Here is a 17,988-nt window from a genome sequence, read left to right on the forward strand (position 1 = left end):
ATTTCCGATGCGTCACATCCTTTCCAAGCTCGCCGCGGCGAGCCTTCTCGTGCCCGCCTCGGCGCTGGCCACGCAGGCCGCGCCCCCGAGCGCGCAGGCGGTCGAACCGGTCGAATTGCCCGCCGCCGAGGTGCCGGGCGAGACCGCGCCCGCGCAGGTTGCGCCCGAGCAGCACCTCCTCCCCCCCTCGCCCGTGCGCGAGCTGGGCAGCCCGGTGATCACCCCGGTCGAGCCGGTTGCCCAGATCCCCTTGTGGCAGGTGGCCGACGCCGAGGAACTGCTCGCCTATGTCGAACAGGTCGGGGTCCTCGGGCTCGATCCGGCCGACTATGACCATAGCGCGCTCGCCGCCGCGCTGGGCGCCGACGACTATGCCGCGCTGTCGATCGCCGCGACGCAGCTGTTCGAGGCGCTCGCGCGCGACCTCGCGCTCGGCCACGTCCCCGCGGCGGGGCGCGTCGACTGGCACATCGTCGATACCGACTTTGCCGAGAAGGGCAGCCTGCGCGCCTATCTCGCGCAGGCCATCGCCTCGGGGTCGATCACCCAGTCGCTCGACCAGCTCGCGCCGACTCATCCGCAATATGCCGCGCTCGTCAACGCGCTCGCGGCCGAGCGGGCCAAGGGCGCGCAGGCCGACGCCGACAAGATCGCCGACATCCGCCTCAACCTCGATCGTTGGCGCTGGCTGCCGCGCGACCTTGGGAACCGCTACATCATCGTCAACGTGCCCGCCTATACCGCCGCGCTGGTCGAGGACGGGGTGACCAAGTCGCGCCACCGCGCGGTCGCGGGCGCCAAGGCGACCCCGACCCCGCAGCTGATGGCCGAGGCGACCGGGGTGATCTTCAACCCCTATTGGAACGTGCCCAAGTCGATCGAACCCGAGATTCGCGGCAAGGCGGGCTATGAAGCGGTCAAGGCCGACGACGGCTCGATCATCCGCTGGCGCCAGCCGCCGGGGCCGACCAACGCGCTCGGGCGGGTCAAGTTCGTGATGTACAACCCGCACCTCATCTACCTGCACGACACCAATGCGCGCGGGTTGTTCGACACCGAGGCGCGCGCCTATTCGCACGGCTGCATCCGCACCGAGAACATCCTCGGCCTCGCGACCATGCTGCTCGAGGAAGACGGCGGCGACTGGTCGGCGCAAAAGACCGTCGACGTCGTCAATTCGGGCGAGAATACGGGCGCCAAGTTCGTGCGTCCCATCCCGGTCTACATCGTCTACATGTCGGTCGCGGCCAGGGGCGACGGCTCGATCCTCGCCTACGAGGACATCTACGACCGCGACGCCCCGGTGCTGCAGGCGTTGAACGACGCGCCCGCGGTGCCCGGCGCCGAAGAGATCGAGCAGGCCGCCGACCCGCTCGCCCCGCTCGAGGGCGAGGAAGTCGCCAGCGCTGAATAGGCCCGCAGGCTCGAACACGAATAAGGCCCCGTCGGCAACGGCGGGGCCTTATCTAATCTGATCAGGTCCAACGTCAGGAGCGGGGTGGACAGCTGCCACCAGCTTCAGTTTTGAATCAGGCGGATAAGTGATCCATCGGGGTCAACCATATAGGCTATTGTGAGTCCGCTGTCCTCACGCTGTGGTGGATGAAGGCGAGGCCATCCCCAGCACTGCTCGGGCAATCCGGCCCCTTTACACGCCTTATACATTGCGTCCATATCGTCCAAACGGAGGCAGCAACTGAAATTGCTCTCGGCAGCTTTCAGATCTGGATATGGGAAGAACTCTAAGGCGATTCCGCCTCGATTGAGAATCATCCAGCCCTCGTCTCTCCAGCTTTCTTCAAACCCTAGGCTTAAGTAAAAGCGTGAAGTGGCTTCAAAACTGGTTGATGGCAGGTTTGGCGTTGCGTGGTCCATATGGCACTCCCTGACGGATTTTATGCAGCGCGCTGCGCAGGACCGCAATCGGGTCGATGACCGTCTGGTCGCTTTCGGGGTGGGAAGCGAACGTAAGCTCAACGCCCCTCAATCAACTTCCGCAGCAACCGCCGGGATTTCCCGCGGCGCGAGCTTCCTGGATAGGGGGACAAGGCACATCTGCGTAAGAGCAGAACACGCAACAATCGCCTTTTTTAGGGCGTAGGACCTCACCGCAATGCCGACAGTCATAGAAAAACTGGCAGGCATCTGTGAGCATCGTCTCAGTCGATACGCCGCCACACTTGGGGCAAGTGATTGTCGAAAGCAGATCGGTCATTGTTGGAGCAACCAAGACTGGATTGGTGCCTCGAAAAGGCTTTTCCAGGTGACGGATAGCAATACGAAAACGGTTGCCGCGCTAAGGAGTACGAAGGTGCGTCGACTTGGCTTCGTCGTGGAGCAATCGCCGTCGATGCTGCATCGCCGCTGCCTAGCGAAATAACTCGCCCAACCCACTACGACCGCCAGACCAGCGACGATAGTCAACGGCCAATGGTAGGGCACGACCAAGGCCAATCCGCCCGCACTCATTCCGGCAACCGCGAGCGCGACAGGAAGGACGCAGCAGGCGGCAGCGGAGAAAACAGCTCCCACGCTTGCTGTAAAGCCGACCGCCATGACAGACTGCTCGCGCTTGGTTGACGAGTTTGGCGGATTTGAAGTCTCGCTAATCATAATCGCCACATGCGTTAGGAAATGAATGGGGTCAACGAAACGTCCGTAATGGGGTCGTAAGCAGACCTTCCGGGATAGCCCTGATTTTGGGAAGCCTACGCCAGCTTGTCCGCGTAAAGCAGCCGCCCGTCACCCAGCAGGTTCATCGCCTGCCAGTGATCGCGCCGCGCGCAGGCGAAGCAGCCCTGGCTGCGCCCCAGCTTGCCGTGGCGGCGCACCATGTGCGGCTCGGCATAATCGGCCGCGTGCATGACGATATAGCGCGACATCGCGTTCGAATTGGTGAAGTCGAGCCCCGCGAGCTTCATCGAGAGCCCGTACTTGCCGTGATACTGGCTCGCGGTGGCATAGGCGCCCTGCGAGCTGGCATGGCTGCCGTGGCGGTTCGAGAATTGGTCGAGATAGCCGTTGTGGCTGCGGTCCGACCCGCTGCCGTGGGTGACGCGGAAATGCTGCGCCTGCCCCGAGGCGAGGTCGACGATGTGGAAGCGCTTGTCGGCGCTATGCCTGGAATAATCGACGATGCCGATGCGGTCGTGATGACGCAGGCTGCCGCGATGCTGCTCGAGCGCCGCCAGCGCCTTGGCGAAGAGGGCGGGCTCGACCCCCGCGGGGGCGCCCGAGAAATTCCAGAAGCTCACCGGGCGGCGCGGGGTGACGATCCTGAGCGCCGGCTGGGCCGCCGCCGCACCGGGCAGGCAAACGCCCGCTGCCCCTGCTGCAAGGCCCTTGAGAAGATGCCGCCGCCCCAATTCCATCACGTCGCCTGTCCCGCTCCTTGTCGTTCCCTCGCCTGACTGTCTTTGCTTATAGCTGCCAAAAGGTTAAGATGCGACGCGGCGAGACGCGCCCTGCCCCTCGGCAACCACGCTTCGTCGTCGCCGGCGAGAGGGTCGAGGCGCGGGGCAGCGCGCGTTGGCCCGCCGATCCCCGCAAGCGGGGGTGACGGCGGGCGAGACGTCCCGGGCCGATGGCGAAACCCGCGCTCGGTGGTTGAACATCGCGGGCGGGGTTGCTAAGGGCGCGACCTCGCTGCGGCCCGTGCCGGGTTTTGCGGCCCGATTCTCTATGGACATGATCCCGCCTGTCCACATCTTCGGCGGGGCAAAGGAGCTGGTGTTTTTTATGCAGATCATCGTTCGCGACAACAATGTCGACCAGGCGCTGCGGGCGCTCAAGAAGAAGCTGCAGCGTGAAGGCGTCTATCGCGAGATGAAGCTGCGCCGCCACTACGAGAAGCCGTCGGAAAAGCGCGCCCGCGAAAAGGCCGCTGCGGTCCGTCGTGCGCGCAAGCTCGAGCGCAAGCGCATTGAACGCGAAGGCGGTCGCTAGGACCCACTGACAGGGGACGGTCATGTCGGCCAGCCAGGTTCCGCTGCGCCCGATCGCCAAGGGATCGGTCGCCAAGTTCTGGATCGCGATCGTCGCGCTGGTGGTGCTCGGCGTCGCCGTCGCCTGGGCCGCGACCCGTCCGCTCCAGGCCGAGATGACCGAGAGCGGTGTCTCGATCCGTACCCTCGTCGAGGGTGAGGGCGAGACGATCGACATCGTCGACGGCGCCTTCGTCAACTACACCGGCAGCCTTGCCGACGGCCGCGTGTTCGATTCGAGCGACGGTCGCCCGGTGCCGATGCTGCCCGCCCAGACGGTCGCGGGTTTCTCCGAAGCGTTGCAGGCGATGCGCTCCGGTGGCTCCTACAAGGTGCGCATCCCCGCCGAACTGGCCTATGGCGACACCCCGCCGCCGGGCAGCATCATTCCCGCCGGCGCCGACCTCTATTTCGATATCGAGATCGTCGATGTCGTGCGCGGCGCGGCGCTGATGCTGCAGCAGCAGCAGCCTCCGCAGGCGCTGCCGCCCGAGGCGGTTGAGCCCGAAGCCCCCGCCGCCGAATAGGCAACAGCTCTTCGATCGCAAGATCAGGTGACGCCCGGTCAGCCTAGCTGGCCGGGCGTTCTTCTCGTTTGGGAGGCACGTCGGTCTTGCCGGGCGTGACCTTCGAATATTGCTCGAGCGCGGCCTTGATCGCGGCGAGCAGCGGGTCGGCGAGCAAGAGCCCGAGGATCCCGAACAGCGTGCCCATCACGATCTGCATCGCGAGCACCAGCGCCGGGGCGAGGTCGACCGTCTTCTTGGCGATCATCGGGATCACGACATAGCCGTCGAAATTCTGGACGAAGAGATAGACGAAGATGGCGTAGAAGCCGGCCTCGTTCGACTGGCTGAAGCCGACCGCGACCAGCAACACCCCCGAGACGAAGGCGCCGACATTGGGGATGAAGGCGAGCAGCCCGGTGAGCAGCGCGAGCAGCGGCGCGAGCGCGAAGGGTTCGAGCCCGATCAGCCGCGCCCCGAGCGTCAGCATCACATAGGTGAACACCCCCTCGATCAGCATGCCGAGCAGCCGCCCCGCGAGCAGCCGCCGCAGCGCATAGGCGACATGGTCCGAGATCTCGTAGAACTTGGGGCGCGTCGCGCGCGGCAGCATCCACGCCAGCCCGCGGTCGTAGAGCCGCGGTTCGGCGGCGATGAAGATGCCGATGACGATCATCAGCACGACCCCCGTCAGCGCCCCGAGCGCGGTCCCGAGGATGCTCGTGACGCGCCCCACCGAGGACAGGATCTGCCCGCCGACGCTGTCGAGCGTGAGGTCGTCGATCATGCCCGTCCGGCTGGCCCAGCCGAGCAGCCGTTCGAATTGCGCCACCACCGTGTCGCGCAGCGCCGCGAACTGTTCGACGAAGCTGGTGCCCGCGTACCAGCCGGTCCAGCCGATGAAGCCGAAGAAGAGGAGCACGACGATCAGCAGCCGCCACGCGCGCGCGATCGGCAGGACCCGCCCGAGTAGCCGCGTGCCGCCGTCGAGCAGCACCGCGAACACCAGCCCGCCGGCGATCAGCAGCAGCGGGGCGGCGAGCAGGATGACCCCGGCGGCGAGCAGCGTGAGCCCGATCCAGACGAGCGCCTTGCGAACCTCGAAGCGCAGCCGCGGGTCCTCGATTTCGGTCGGACCGACGCTCTGCTCTTCGGGGCCGGGGTTCATTCTTCGCGCACGCCTCTTGCCGTGGAGCCGCGCAGGCTGGACCATGACCGCCCCTCGCGCAAGCTCCCCCACCAGCTGGCGGGATTGAGGCTGGTCGTCCCGTCGAGCGAGAAGGTGATGAATTCGGCGCGCCCGCCGATCCGCTCGACCCGGACCGGCCCGCCCAGCCCGCCCTGCCCGAGCGGTACCCGGCTGTCGGCCGAACTGTCGCGATTGTCGCCGAGGAGGAAGACGTGGCCGGGGGGCACGGTGATCGGCCCATATTCGTCGCCCGACCGGCGATAGCCGAGGTCGACCGTGTCGTAGCTCACCCCATTGGGCAGCGTCTCGCGCACGATCGGCAGGCGGCAGTAGAGCCCGCCGTCGGCGCCCTTCACCCTGGTCCCGTCCATGACGTGGCAGGGAGCGTTGGGGTCGACCGGGATCAGCGCCGCGGGCTGGCGCTCGGCGGGGACCGCCTTGCCGTTGAGCACCAGCCGCCCGCCGGTCAGCGCCACGCTGTCGCCGGGCAGCCCGATCACGCGCTTGATATAATCGTCCGAGCGCCCGGGCGGAGTGACGATGACGATGTCGCCGCGCTCGGGATAGCTGCCGAACAGGCGCCCCTCGAGCGCGGGCAGCGTGATGCTCCACGGCTCGGCGGGGCCGCGCAGGATCAGCATCCGCGCCAGCGCGGCGGGGTTGGGGATGGTCGGGCTGACGTGGCTGTAGCCATAGGGGAACTTGGAGACGACCAGCCGGTCCCCCTCGAGCAGCACGGGCATCATCGATTCGGACGGGATGTAGAAGGGCTTGGCGATGAAGCTGTGGAAGCCGAGGACCGCGAGCATCACCCAGAACAGCCCCTTCAACTCGCGCCACAGGAAGGCGCCGACTTCGCGCAGGTTCTTCGGTTTGCGCGCGGGGGCCGGGGACGGCTCGGGCGGATCGGTCGGGGTCGCGGCGGGGTCGGTCACTCAGGCGTCTCTGATCGGGTGCGCCTCGAGGATCACGAAGGCCTGCGCCCAGGGGTGATCGTCGGTCAGCGTCAGGTGGATGTGGATGCGGTGGCCCGCGGGGGTCAGCTCGTTTAGCCGGGCCCGCGCGCCCCCGGTCAGCGCCAGCGTCGGTGCCCCCGAGGGGGCGTTCACCACCCCGATGTCCTTCATGTAGACGCCGCGCTTGAACCCGGTGCCGACCGCCTTGGAGAAGGCCTCCTTGGCGGCGAAGCGCTTGGCGTAGGTCCCCGGCCGCGTGAAGGGGCGGCGCCGCGCCTTGGCCTGCTCGATCTCGGTGAACACGCGGCGCTCGAAGCGCTTCCCGAAGCGCTCGAGCGATCGCTCGATCCGCTCGATATTGCACAGGTCACTGCCGAGCCCGATGATCATCGCGCCGCGTCCATCAGCTCGCGCATCCGCCGCACCGCCGCCTCGAGCCCGACGAAGATCGCCTCGCCGACGAGATAATGGCCGATGTTGAGTTCGGCGATCTGGGGGATGGCCGCGATCGGCTGGACATTCTCGTAGGTCAGGCCATGGCCGGCGTGCGGCTCGATGCCGTTCTTGGCGGCGAGCGCGGCCATGTCGGCGATGCGCTTCAACTCGCGCGCCAGCTTGTCGGCATCGCCGTCGAGGAAGGCATGGGCATATTCGCCCGTATGGAATTCGACCACCGGCGCCCCGAGCCGCAGCGCCGCCTCGAGCTGGCGCTCCTCGGCCTCGATGAAGAGCGAGACGCGGATGCCCGCATCGGCGAGCCGGGTGACAATCGGCTGGAGCTGGTTGTGCAGCCCGTCGGCATCCAAGCCCCCCTCGGTGGTCCGCTCCTCGCGCTTCTCGGGCACGATGCAGGCGGCATGCGGCCGGTGCCGCAGCGCGATCTCGAGCATCTCCTCGGTCGCCGCCAGCTCGAGATTGAGCGGCAGGTCGGTCGCCGCCTGGATGCGCTGGAGGTCGGCATCGCGGATGTGCCGCCGGTCCTCGCGCAGGTGCGCGGTGATACCGTCGCCGCCGACGCTCGCGACAATCTCGGCGGCCCGCACCGGATCGGGGTGATCGCCGCCGCGCGCATTCCGAACGGTCGCGACATGGTCGATGTTGACCCCGAGGCGCAGCGGACCGCTCAAGCGCGGCTACCCGGCTTCACCGCTGGGATCGCCGCCAGTTCGGGGGGCAGCGCGTCGGGGTCGTAGGCGGGGATGTCGAGCTTCACGAGCGCCCAATAGGGCACCCCGAGGCTGTCCCCGCCGCCGCGGTCGACGAGGCTGACCTCGCCGATCACCTCGCCGCCCTCGCGGCCGACCGCTTGGATCGCCTCGCGGCTCGACAGGCCGGTGGTCACGACATCCTCGACCATCAGCACCTTGGCGCCCTTCTCGAGCGCGAAACCGCGGCGCAGGTGGAAGGTGCCCTCGGGGCGTTCGAGGAACATCGCGGGCTTGCCCAGCGCGCGGCCCATCTCGTGACCGATGATCACTCCGCCCATCGCGGGCGAGACTACCGCGTCGATGGACTCGCGCAGCTCGGCGGGGATCTTGGCGGCCAGCGCCTGCGCGAGCCGCGCCGCGCGCGCCGGCTCCATCAGCACCCGCGCGCATTGCAGGTAGGCGGCGCTGCGCTTGCCCGAGGAGAGGATGAAATGTCCTTCCAGCAGCGCATCGGCGCTACGGAATTCGGCCAAAACCTCGTCTTCGGTCATCGTCGCTCCCTCGTCGGATCGCCCCCGCACATAGGTTGCGCGCGCGCGATCGTAAAGCCGCGCGCGCCGGGCCTTTTTGCGGCCTTGAGCAATTGGGAGGTGCCGACTATAGAGGCCGCAATTCGCGAAGGGGTTCGCGCATTCTCGCGCGCCCACGACAACCAAGCCTAGGATGACGATGACCGGGAAACGCTGGCTAGCCGCCCTCACCGCCTTCACCCTTCTGCCGAGTGCTGCATGGGCGACGATCGAAACGCCGATCGGCGAACAGGTCGCCGCGCAGGCGGACCTCGATTCCAACGCGCCCGAGGCCGCTGCCCCCGAATGGGTCGGCATCGATGCCAGCGAGGGCTATGTCGGCCCCGACGGTCGCATGGGGATCCAGGACCAGTTCTCCGAGGTCGGCCAGCAGGCCGCCTCGTTCCACAACGACATGCTGCTGCCGATCATCACCGCGATCAGCATTTTCGTGCTCGTCCTGCTGCTGTGGGCGATGGTGCGCTATCGCCGCAGCGCCAACCCCGAGCCCAGCCGCACCACCCACAATACCGCGATCGAGGTGATCTGGACGGTCGTGCCGGTGCTGATCCTGCTGGTCATCGCGGTGCCCTCGATCAACCTCATCAAGGCGCAGTATGACGCCCCGCCCGCCGACCTCACGGTCAAGGTGATCGGCAACCAGTGGTACTGGGAATATGAATATCCCGACCTCGGGGTGAACGTCGTGTCGAACATGCTGCTCGAGGAAGACGATCCCGACCGCGAGGAAGGCGCCCGCTTCCGCACCGACGCCGACGGCCCCGCGCTGCTCGCGGTCGACGAGCGGCTGGTCATCCCGGCGGGCAAGAACGTGAAGTTCCTGATGACCGCCAACGACGTCATCCACTCGTTCGCCGTCCCGGCGTTCTGGATGAAGATGGACACCGTGCCGGGCCGCATCAACGAGACCTGGGTCCGCGTCGACGAGCCCGGCCTGTACTTCGGCCAGTGCTCCGAACTGTGCGGCGCGCGGCACGCTTATATGCCGATCGCCGTCGAAGTGCTGCCCGAGGCCGAGTTCAACGCCTGGGTCGCCGCCAAGGGTGGCACCCTGCCCGGCGCGAGCGCCACTGACGAAACCGACGCAGCCGATGCGGCCGATGCCGCCGACGCCGCTGCCGAGCCGACTGCCTAAGGAAGACTGGACCCATGGCCACCACCCACGCCGACACGCTGCCGTTCGAGGCCCCCAAGGGCGAGACGCACGATCACGCGCATGATGCGGACCACAAGCCGGGCTTCTTCGCCCGCTGGTTCATGTCGACCAACCACAAGGACATCGGCACGCTCTACCTGATCTTCGCGATCATCGCGGGGGTGATCGGCGGTGCGATCTCGGGGATCATGCGGCTCGAACTCGCCGAGCCGGGCATCCAGTACCTGACCGGCGCCTGGCCGCTCGGGGCGGGCACCGAGGCCACCTTCAACGAGGCGCTCCACCACTGGAACGTGCTGATCACCGCGCACGGCCTGATCATGGTCTTCTTCATGGTCATGCCCGCGCTGATCGGCGGCTTTGGCAACTGGTTCGTCCCGATCATGATCGGCGCGCCCGACATGGCCTTCCCGCGGATGAACAACATCAGCTTCTGGCTGACGGTCACCGCCTTCATCCTGCTGCTCGCCTCGGCGTTCGTGCCGGGCGGCACGGGGATGGGCGCGGGGACCGGCTGGACGGTCTATGCGCCGCTCTCGACCTCGGGCTCGGCCGGGCCGGCGGTCGACTTCGCGATCTTCAGCTTGCACCTCGCGGGCGCGGCCTCGATCCTCGGCGCGATCAACTTCATCACCACCATCTTCAACATGCGCGCGCCGGGCATGACCCTGCACAAGATGCCGCTGTTCGTCTGGTCGGTGCTGGTCACCGCCTTCCTGCTGCTGCTGGCGCTGCCGGTGCTCGCGGGCGCGATCACGATGCTGCTCACCGACCGCAACTTCGGCACCGCCTTCTTCGATGCCGCGGGCGGGGGCGACCCCATCCTCTACCAGCACCTGTTCTGGTTCTTCGGCCATCCCGAAGTGTACATCATGATCCTGCCGGCCTTCGGCATCGTCAGCCAGATCGTCGCCACCTTCAGCCGCAAGCCCGTGTTCGGCTATCTCGGCATGGCCTATGCCATGGTCGCGATCGGCGTCGTCGGCTTCGTCGTTTGGGCGCACCACATGTTCACCGTCGGGCTCGACGTGAACACCAAGATGTACTTCACGGCGGCGACCATGATCATCGCGGTCCCGACGGGCGTGAAGATCTTCTCGTGGATCGCCACCATGTGGGGCGGCTCGATCAGCTTCCAGACGCCGATGCTCTGGGCGATCGGCTTCATCTTCCTGTTCACCGTCGGCGGCGTGACCGGCGTGGTGCTCGCCAACGGCGGCGTGGATAACTACATGCACGACACCTATTATGTCGTCGCGCACTTCCACTACGTGCTCAGCCTCGGCGCGGTGTTCGGGCTGTTCGCGGGCTTCTACTACTGGTTCGGGAAGATGTTCGGGAAGCGCTACAACGAGTTTCTCGGCAAGCTGCACTTCTTCATCATGTTCATCGGCGTGAACGTGATCTTCTTCCCGCAGCACTTCCTCGGGCTCGACGGCATGCCGCGTCGTTACCCCGACTATCCGGAGGCGTTCGCCTATTGGAACGAGATCAGCTCGATCGGCTACATGATCATGGCCGCCTCGATGGTGATCTTCTTCGTCAACGTCTTCTGGAGCCTCGCCAAGGGCCCCAAGGCGCCCGACAACGAATGGGGCGAAGGCGCGACCACGCTCGAATGGTCGCTGTCGAGCCCGCCGCCCTACCACCAGTTCGAAACGCTCCCGCGCGTCGACTGATCGGGGTGACCGCCTTGGCAAAGCGAAGGGCTGCCCGGAAACCGGGCAGCCCTTTGCTTTTGGCACGGGCCACGGCCGCCGCGACGGGCGTCATCAAACCGCAACCACCGCGCCATCAAGCTTTCGCTTCGATTGGCGATGGGCACCGGCATCGACCTGGCTCCCGCGGGAGGGGGCGTTTTTCTCGGAGGGAACCATGATGGCCAAGCTGATCACCACCGCGCCGCTCGCACTCGTCCTCGCGCTCGCCGCCAGCCCCGCGCAGGCGCAGGAGCTCACCCCCGAAGAGGCGCGCGCGATCCTCGAGCGGCTCGAGGCGCTCGAGGCCGAGACCGCCGCGCTGCGCGCGCGGCTCGAAGCGACCGAGACGCAGGCCGAGGCGGCGGGCACCAGCGCGACCGCCGCCGGCGCCGCCGCGATGGCCGCGCAGGACGTCGCGATGCAGGCCAAGGAGGCGGCCAGCAAGACCCCCGCCATCTCGCGCTTCGAGAAGTCGGACGGCTTCACGCTCAAGCCGCGCGGGCGGCTCCAGTTCGACATGGGCGGAGTCGACACCCCGGGCCCCGCCATCCGCGACGACCTCGGCAATGCGGTCGAGGTGCGGCGCGCGCGGTTGGGGGTCTCGGGCGACCTGCCCGGCGATTTCGACTACAAGTTCGAGCTCGATTTCACCGGCAACCATGTCGCCTTCACCGACGCCTATGTCGATTATGATGCCGGCCCCGCCACGCTCACGCTGGGCCAGCACAACGGCTTCCAGGGGCTCGAGGAGATCACCTCCTCCAACGACATCAGCTTCATGGAACGCGCCGCCTTCACCGATGCCTTCGGGTTCGAGCGGCGGGTCGGGCTGTCGGCGCAGGGCAGCCATGGCGACCTGCACCTGTGGGGCGGGGCGTTCAGCTCGAACACCGACGATCTCGGCGCCGGGGTGCAGGCCTGGGCGCTCGACGCCCGTGCGGTCTACGCCCCGGTCGTCGGCGCGGCGCAGCTGCACTTCGGCGGCTCGGTCCACTATCGCAACCTCGACGAGGACGACCCGCTGGTGCGCTATCGCCAGCGGCCGCTCATCCATGTCACCGATGTGCGCTTCATCGACACCGGCAGGATCCTCGCCGAGGAGGAGATGAGCTACGGCCTCGAGGCTGCCGCGATCCTCGGGCGCTGGCACGCCGCTGCCGAGGCGCACTGGATGCGCCCCGACGCCACCGTGCTCGACGACCCGCTCTTCTTCGGGGGCTATGCCGAGGTCGGCTACATGCTCACCCCGGGGTATCGCCGCGGCTATTCGCCGGGCGCCTTCAAGGCGGTCAAGCCGGTCGATGGTGGCCGCTGGAGCGGGCTGGGCGCGCTGCAGCTCAACCTGCGCTACGACCGCCTCGACCTGACCGACGAGGCGATCGTCGGCGGCACGCAGGACGCGATCGCCGCGGCGCTGTCGTGGCACCCCAACAGCTACCTGCGCTTCCTCGTCAACTATGCGCGGATCGATTATGACGACGTCACGCCCAGCAGCCGCATCCCCACGCTGGTGGAGAACGAGGGCGCGGTCGAGGTGGTCGGCGCCCGCGCGCAGTTCGCCTTCTAGGGACGCGGCGTAGCGATCGATTGAGCGGGCCGGGGCGGCGCGCGGCGTCAGTCCGCCGCCGTCTCGTCCTGCTTGGGGCGGTCGGGCAGGAGTTCGCCCGTTTCCATGTAATAGACGATTTCGGCGATGTTGGTGGCCTGGTCGCCCATCCGTTCGAGATGCTTGGCGATGAACAGCCCGTGCGCGGCCCAGTCGACCTCGTCGGCGTGGCCGCGCATGTACCCGACCGTGTCCTTGAAGATGCTCGCGTAGAGCGTATCGACCGCGTCATCGCCCTCGCACACCGCGGTGGCGAGATCGGGATCGCGGGTCGCATAGGCCTTCACCGCCTTGTCGATCAGGTCGCCCGACAGTGCGGCCAGCTCGGCCAGCCGCTGCTTGAGCGGATCGGCGTCGGCATCGGTCACCTTGCGCGAACGGCGCGCGATGTTCTTGGCATAGTCGGCCACGCGTTCAAGGACATTGGCGATCTTCAGCGCCGAGATAATGTCGCGCAGGTCGTCGGCCATCGGCGCGCGCAGCGCGATCGTGCGGATCGCGAACTGGTCGATTCGGGTCTCGATCGCGTCGATCTCGGCATCGCCCGCGATGACCTTCTCCGCGAGCGCGCGGTCGTTCTTGCCGAGCGCGTGGATCGCGCCGTCGAGCGCGGTCCGCGCCATGCTGCCCATCTGCGCGACGAGGTCGCGCAGCGTCTTGAGATCATCGTCGAAAGCGGCGACCGAATGTTTCATTTGCGTTGCCATAACATGACACTTGTATCACAGTTTGTTTGCAGTTGCGAGATGTTCGTGCGCCTTCAACCCCGGGCCCGCGCTCTTGTTCCGTTGCCGTTACGGAATTGCGCCGCGGGGCTGGTGCCGTACCCGCGGAATGCTACATGAGGGCGTCATGACCAGCTCGGATCCCTATCGGTTCGACCGCTTCCTGTTCGATCCCGTAGAAGCCCGGCTCGAGCGCGAGGGCGAACCGGTGGCGCTACAGCCGCGCGGGCTCGACCTCCTGCACGCATTCCTCGACCGCCCCGGGCGGCTGTGGAGCAAGGAGGAACTGTTTGAACGGGTGTGGCCCGGCGTGACCGTCGGCGACGAGGCGCTCACGCAGGCGGTCAAGGAAGTGCGCCGCGCGCTGGGCGATGCGGCCAGCGCGCCGTGCTTCATCGAAACCGTCCCCAAGCGCGGCTATCGCTTCATCGCGCCGGTCGAGCGGCTTGCGCGCCCCGGCACGCCGACGGCGGCGGCGAGCGCATCGCACGCGGCGGCCCCGGCGCCGGCGCGCCCGGTCGCGGCGGCGACGGCGGGGGGCGCGGTGGCGGGGCTGCTCGGCGGGCTCGCCTACGGGCTCGTCGCCGCGAGCGGCAACGAGGCCAAGCTGCCGATCATCATTGTCATGACCACGCTCACCGCGGGGATCGCGGCGCTTGGCGCGCTCGGGCTGGGGCTCGGGATGACGCTGGTCGGCCGCGCCAGCGGGCGGGGCTTCTTTTACTCCGCGCTGGGCGCAGCGCTCGGCGGCTTCGTCGTCGGCGACCTCTTCCACCTCTTCGCGAGCGGGAGCTTCTCGCTCTTCCTCGGGACCCGTCACGACCAGTTCACCGGCGGGCTCGAGGGCGCGGTGCTCGGCGCCGCGATCGCCATCGGCGCGCAGGCGGGGGGCGGCGTCGGCGGGCGCTGGCCCCGCCCCGCGATCGGCGCCGCGCTCGGCGGCGCTGTCGCGGGCGCCGCGCTCAGCCTCGCCGGGGGTAAGCTGATGGCCGCCAGCCTCGCCGCCCTCGCGCGCCGCTTCCATGGCTCGCTGCTCGACCTCGGGCTGTTCGGTCGCCTCGCCGGCGACGACGGGCTCGGCGCGCCGGTCCAGGCCGCCATCGCCGCAGGCGAGGGGCTGTTGCTCGGGGCGGCGATGGTCGCCTGCATCGAATGGCGGCGCGCCCGTCGCCGCCCGCGCTGAAATCACGCATTGCTCAGCGGGCGCTCATGCCTTTTTCGTGGCCGGGGGCGATCCTGCGCGCCTCGTCTCGCCACTAAAGGAGGATTTCCATGGCCCGACCCGTGACCCGCCCGATCCCGTTCCGCGCGCTCCTGTGGGGCCTGCTCGCGCTACCGCTGCTCCTCGCCGCGGTCGCGGGGCTGCGCGGCGCCGAGGGGTTCGACTGGCGCCCCGGCGACTATTTGGCCGCCCTCGTCCTGCTCGGCGGCGCGGGGCTGTTGGGCGACACGCTGCTGCGCGCCAGCGGCAGCACCGCTTATCGCCTCGGCGCGCTGGTCGGCTGCCTTTCGCTGCTCTTCCTGTGCTGGGCCAACCTCGCGGTCGGACTCGTGGGATCCGAGGACAACCCGTTCAACCAGGTCTATTTCGCGCTGGTCCCGCTGCCCGGCCTCGGCGCGCTGCTGGCGCGCGGGTCGGCGCGGGCGATGGCGCGGCTGATGGCCGCCACGGCCGCCGGCTTCGTCGCGCTGGCGATCGCCGCGCTCGCCACCGGGCAGGCCGACGCGCCGTATTCGAGCGTGGCCGAAATCCTCGGCTTGCACGCGCTGTTCACGGGGCTGTTCGCGCTCGCCGCGCTGGCGTTCGGCATCGCCGCGCGGCGCGGCTGACGGGAACCGCGCCCCGGGCCGGCGGGTTCGCCAAGGCAATTGGGGTCGCCTCCGGGCGGCCCGTCCCGCTCCAGCAGGAAGAACCCATGGCCAACCTACTCATCCTCATCGCCACCATCTTCGTGCCCCCGCTCGGGGTGGCGCTCAAGCACGGGCTCGATCGCGATTTCTGGATCAACCTCGTGCTGACCCTGATCCTGTTCGTGCCCGGGTTGATCCACGGGCTCTACGTCAACTTCCTGCGCTGAGGCGCGCGCTCAGTCGTCGCCGAGCCGTTCGGCCCCGGTGATCGCCACCGGCTCGACCAGCATCTGCCCCTTCATCGGCCCCTCGCCCGCCTCGGGATCGACCGGCGCGGCGAAGATCGCCTCGACCACCTCCATCCCCTCGACCACCCGGCCGAAGGGGGTGAAGCCGTGGAAGTCGGCGCTCGCGTCGAAAGCGGGGATGGCGTTGAGCGTGATGAACCAGTCGTTGCGTCCCTGCCCCGGCTGCGGCGCGATCAGCGAGATCACCCCGCGCTCGTGGAGGATGCCCGTGTCGGCAGTCGATTCATGCGCGATCGGGTCGAACAGCTTGTCGGTGCGCCGCACCCCGAATTGCGCGATCCCGCCATCGGCATAGGGCATGGCGCGATAGAAGGTCGCATGCTCGAGGAAACCGGCGTCGACATAGCCGAGGAAGGCCGCGGTGGTGATCGGCGTCCGAGCGCGGTCGAGGTCGAGCACGATGCGCCCCTTGTCGGTGTCGATCGCGACCCGCACCAGGTCCTCGGCGGGCTCGACCGCCTCGGCCGGATCGGGCGCATCGACCGCCTCGGGCGCAGCGACCGCCATCGGCTCGGCGGGCGGCGGCGCGGCCTCCTGCGCGGGGCGGGCGAGCAGGGCGGCGAGGAGGAGGAGGGGCAGGTTCGTCATGACCGCCATCCTAGCCGCACCGCCCCCTTCCCCCAAGTCCCTCTTTGATTCATGCAATCAACGCCTTATAGGCACGCCCGACCATGCAGAATGCCGCCACCGATATGCCGCGCTATCCCGCCAGCGCCGCCGACCTGTTCGCGCTGACCAAGCCGCGGGTGATGAGCCTCGTCGTCTTCACCGCCCTGTGCGGGCTGCTCGCGGCGCCCGAGACCATTCCCACGGTGCTCGGCTTCACCGCCATCTTGTGCATCGCGGTCGCGGCGGGCGCCTCGGGCGCGCTCAACCAGTGGTACGAGGCCGATGTCGATGCCAAGATGAAGCGCACCAGGGGGCGCCCGTTGCCCGCGGGCCGGATGGAAAAGCGCACGGCGCTCCATTTCGGGGTAGGGCTGGGGGCTTTCTCGGTGCTGCTGATGGGGTTGGCGACCAATTACCTGGCCGCCGCCATCCTCGCATTCTCGATCTTCTTCTACGCGGTCGTCTACACCGTCTGGCTCAAGCCGCGCACCCCGCAGAACATCGTCATCGGCGGTGCCGCGGGCGCCTTCCCGCCACTGATCGGCTGGGCCGCGGTAACGGGTGACGTCACCCTCCTGCCAGTGCTGATGTTCCTCATCATCTTCCTGTGGACGCCGCCGCATTTCTGGGCGCTCTCGCTGTTCGTGAAGACCGATTACGACGCGGCGGGCATCCCGATGCTCCCGGTGGTCGCGGGCAATGCGGCGACCCGCCGCCAGGTCGTCATCTACACGCTGCCGATGGTCGCGGCCGCGATCGCCCCCTGGCCGCTCGGCCTCACCGGCCCGGTCTATGGGGCGGCCTCGCTGGTCCTTAATGCCGTCTTCCTATGGCTCGCGATCCGCGTTGGAATGAACAAGGCGGAGGATCCCGCCGCCATGGGCCCCGAGAAGAAGCTCTTCGGCTATTCGATCCTCTACCTGTTCGCGCTGTTCGCGATCCTCACCCTCGACCGGATGTTCTTCGCATGACCGACCCCCAGCCGCCCTTCGACCAGGACGAATATCGCCGCCGCCAGCGCGAGCGCGCACGGATCATGGCGATCCTGCTGCTCGCCTTCGTCGCGCTCGTCTTCGGCATCACCATCGCCAAGATGGGGCTTTACGAATGAGCGACGCCGTCATCGCCAGCCGCAACAACCGGATCGCGATTCGCGCCGCGCTGTTCGCGCTGGCGATGCTCGCGCTCGCCTTCGCCAGCGTGCCGCTCTACCGGATCTTCTGCCAGGTGACCGGCTTTGGCGGCACGACCCAGCAGGCCGCTGCCGCCCCGGGCGCGGTGGCGGGCGAGATCGGGGTGCGCTTCGATGCCAATATCAACGGCGCGCTGCCCTGGGCGTTCGAGGCCGCCGAGACGGTGCGGATCCAGCCCGGGGCGCGGACCATCGTCCATTATACCGCGCGCAACCTGACCGCGCGCACGACTACCGGCACCGCGACCTTCAACGTCTCGCCCGTGCAGGCGGGGCAATATTTCTCCAAGATCGAATGTTTCTGCTTCACCGAGCAGACGCTGGCCCCGGGCGAGGAGGTCGAGATGCCGATCATCTTCTTCGTCGACCCGGCGATCCTCGAGGACCCCAACACCGACCATATCGACGAGATCACGCTCTCCTACACGTTTTTCCCGGTGGAAAAATGAGCAGAGGCGGGCTAGGACCC

The 17,988-nt window shown here is 68.0% G+C and carries 22 protein-coding genes; 12 read left to right on the forward strand and 10 right to left on the reverse strand.

The features are described from left to right. Nucleotides 1-7 precede the first annotated feature (7 nt). A complete protein-coding gene (locus tag L8951_RS04145) occupies nt 8-1,414 on the forward strand; it encodes a L,D-transpeptidase family protein (RefSeq protein ID WP_244381754.1) in 1,407 nt (468 codons plus the stop codon). Between the two features lie 104 nt (nt 1,415-1,518). Here L8951_RS04145 and L8951_RS04150 read toward each other — a convergent pair whose 3' ends face one another. The 3 genes from L8951_RS04150 to L8951_RS04155 all read right to left on the reverse strand — a co-directional run bounded on the left by L8951_RS04150 (nt 1,519) and on the right by L8951_RS04155 (nt 3,371). Continuing rightward, nucleotides 1,519-1,875, reverse strand: a complete 357-nt coding sequence (locus L8951_RS04150) for a bleomycin resistance protein (RefSeq protein ID WP_244381755.1) — start codon at nt 1,873-1,875, stop codon at nt 1,519-1,521. Nucleotides 1,876-1,987: 112 nt separating this feature from the next. Beyond that, complete coding sequence (locus L8951_RS11495; RefSeq protein WP_279614720.1) at nt 1,988-2,215, reverse strand: GDCCVxC domain-containing (seleno)protein; 228 nt, start codon at nt 2,213-2,215, stop codon at nt 1,988-1,990. A 493-nt stretch (nt 2,216-2,708) separates the two neighbouring features. Further along, nucleotides 2,709-3,371 carry a murein L,D-transpeptidase catalytic domain-containing protein gene (locus L8951_RS04155; protein ID WP_244383182.1) on the reverse strand — a complete coding sequence of 221 codons (663 nt, stop codon included), beginning with the start codon at nt 3,369-3,371 and terminating at the stop codon, nt 2,709-2,711. 367 nt (nt 3,372-3,738) lie between these two features. Here L8951_RS04155 and rpsU point away from each other — a divergent pair, with 367 nt between their 5' ends. Continuing rightward, nucleotides 3,739-3,945 carry a 30S ribosomal protein S21 gene (rpsU, locus tag L8951_RS04160; RefSeq protein ID WP_244383183.1) on the forward strand — a complete coding sequence of 69 codons (207 nt, stop codon included), beginning with the start codon at nt 3,739-3,741 and terminating at the stop codon, nt 3,943-3,945. Nucleotides 3,946-3,967: 22 nt separating this feature from the next. Next, on the forward strand, nt 3,968-4,510 hold the full coding sequence (locus L8951_RS04165) for an FKBP-type peptidyl-prolyl cis-trans isomerase (protein ID WP_244381756.1): 543 nt from the start codon (nt 3,968-3,970) through the stop codon (nt 4,508-4,510). Between the two features lie 43 nt (nt 4,511-4,553). Here L8951_RS04165 and L8951_RS04170 read toward each other — a convergent pair whose 3' ends face one another. From L8951_RS04170 to pyrE, 5 genes are read right to left on the reverse strand one after another with little or no spacing between them, the layout of a single operon-like run. Continuing rightward, nucleotides 4,554-5,657, reverse strand: coding sequence for an AI-2E family transporter (locus tag L8951_RS04170; protein WP_244381757.1), 1,104 nt, complete (start codon nt 5,655-5,657; stop codon nt 4,554-4,556). Further along, on the reverse strand, nt 5,654-6,613 hold the full coding sequence (lepB, locus tag L8951_RS04175; protein ID WP_407696372.1) for a signal peptidase I: 960 nt from the start codon (nt 6,611-6,613) through the stop codon (nt 5,654-5,656). Before lepB ends, L8951_RS04170 begins: the two co-directional genes overlap by 4 nt. Next, nucleotides 6,614-7,024, reverse strand: a complete 411-nt coding sequence (acpS, locus tag L8951_RS04180; protein ID WP_244381758.1) for a holo-ACP synthase — start codon at nt 7,022-7,024, stop codon at nt 6,614-6,616. Then, nucleotides 7,021-7,761, reverse strand: coding sequence for a pyridoxine 5'-phosphate synthase (locus L8951_RS04185; RefSeq protein ID WP_244381759.1), 741 nt, complete (start codon nt 7,759-7,761; stop codon nt 7,021-7,023). The genes acpS and L8951_RS04185 overlap by 4 nt, the downstream gene beginning before the upstream one ends. Then, complete coding sequence (pyrE, locus tag L8951_RS04190) at nt 7,758-8,333, reverse strand: orotate phosphoribosyltransferase (RefSeq protein WP_244381760.1); 576 nt, start codon at nt 8,331-8,333, stop codon at nt 7,758-7,760. Before pyrE ends, L8951_RS04185 begins: the two co-directional genes overlap by 4 nt. Nucleotides 8,334-8,511: 178 nt before the next feature. Between pyrE and coxB the strand changes: the two genes are divergently transcribed. The 3 genes from coxB (at nt 8,512) to L8951_RS04205 (ending at nt 12,795) form a co-directional block, all read left to right on the forward strand. Continuing rightward, on the forward strand, nt 8,512-9,507 hold the full coding sequence (coxB, locus tag L8951_RS04195) for a cytochrome c oxidase subunit II (RefSeq protein WP_244381761.1): 996 nt from the start codon (nt 8,512-8,514) through the stop codon (nt 9,505-9,507). 14 nt (nt 9,508-9,521) lie between these two features. Continuing rightward, entirely contained in the window at nt 9,522-11,207 is a 1,686-nt protein-coding gene (ctaD, locus tag L8951_RS04200) for a cytochrome c oxidase subunit I (RefSeq protein ID WP_244381762.1), read from the forward strand. A gap of 196 nt (nt 11,208-11,403) precedes the next feature. Continuing rightward, a complete protein-coding gene (locus tag L8951_RS04205; RefSeq protein WP_244381763.1) occupies nt 11,404-12,795 on the forward strand; it encodes an OprO/OprP family phosphate-selective porin in 1,392 nt (463 codons plus the stop codon). A 47-nt stretch (nt 12,796-12,842) separates the two neighbouring features. Here the strand turns inward: L8951_RS04205 and phoU are convergent, their stop codons facing one another. Beyond that, nucleotides 12,843-13,529, reverse strand: coding sequence for a phosphate signaling complex protein PhoU (phoU, locus tag L8951_RS04210; RefSeq protein WP_244381764.1), 687 nt, complete (start codon nt 13,527-13,529; stop codon nt 12,843-12,845). Nucleotides 13,530-13,686: 157 nt separating this feature from the next. Between phoU and L8951_RS04215 the strand changes: the two genes are divergently transcribed. The 3 genes from L8951_RS04215 to L8951_RS04225 all read left to right on the forward strand — a co-directional run bounded on the left by L8951_RS04215 (nt 13,687) and on the right by L8951_RS04225 (nt 15,637). Then, a complete protein-coding gene (locus tag L8951_RS04215; RefSeq protein ID WP_244381765.1) occupies nt 13,687-14,742 on the forward strand; it encodes a winged helix-turn-helix domain-containing protein in 1,056 nt (351 codons plus the stop codon). An 89-nt stretch (nt 14,743-14,831) separates the two neighbouring features. After that, nucleotides 14,832-15,389: a hypothetical protein gene (locus L8951_RS04220; RefSeq protein ID WP_244381766.1), complete on the forward strand. Its 558-nt coding sequence runs from the start codon at nt 14,832-14,834 to the stop codon at nt 15,387-15,389. Between the two features lie 86 nt (nt 15,390-15,475). Beyond that, nucleotides 15,476-15,637 carry a YqaE/Pmp3 family membrane protein gene (locus tag L8951_RS04225; protein WP_244381767.1) on the forward strand — a complete coding sequence of 54 codons (162 nt, stop codon included), beginning with the start codon at nt 15,476-15,478 and terminating at the stop codon, nt 15,635-15,637. Nucleotides 15,638-15,646: 9 nt separating this feature from the next. Here the strand turns inward: L8951_RS04225 and L8951_RS04230 are convergent, their stop codons facing one another. After that, nucleotides 15,647-16,306, reverse strand: coding sequence for a peptidylprolyl isomerase (locus L8951_RS04230; protein ID WP_244381768.1), 660 nt, complete (start codon nt 16,304-16,306; stop codon nt 15,647-15,649). Nucleotides 16,307-16,389: 83 nt separating this feature from the next. Here L8951_RS04230 and L8951_RS04235 point away from each other — a divergent pair, with 83 nt between their 5' ends. From L8951_RS04235 to L8951_RS04245, 3 genes are read left to right on the forward strand one after another with little or no spacing between them, the layout of a single operon-like run. Further along, on the forward strand, nt 16,390-17,298 hold the full coding sequence (locus L8951_RS04235; RefSeq protein ID WP_244381769.1) for a heme o synthase: 909 nt from the start codon (nt 16,390-16,392) through the stop codon (nt 17,296-17,298). Continuing rightward, nucleotides 17,295-17,438, forward strand: coding sequence for a hypothetical protein (locus tag L8951_RS04240; RefSeq protein ID WP_244381770.1), 144 nt, complete (start codon nt 17,295-17,297; stop codon nt 17,436-17,438). The genes L8951_RS04235 and L8951_RS04240 overlap by 4 nt, the downstream gene beginning before the upstream one ends. Further along, entirely contained in the window at nt 17,435-17,968 is a 534-nt protein-coding gene (locus L8951_RS04245; RefSeq protein WP_244381771.1) for a cytochrome c oxidase assembly protein, read from the forward strand. Before L8951_RS04240 ends, L8951_RS04245 begins: the two co-directional genes overlap by 4 nt. The last annotated feature ends 20 nt before the right edge of the window (nt 17,969-17,988 follow it).

It is taken from the genome of Sphingomicrobium astaxanthinifaciens (assembly GCF_022865105.1).
Lineage (GTDB): Bacteria > Pseudomonadota > Alphaproteobacteria > Sphingomonadales > Sphingomonadaceae > Sphingomicrobium > Sphingomicrobium astaxanthinifaciens.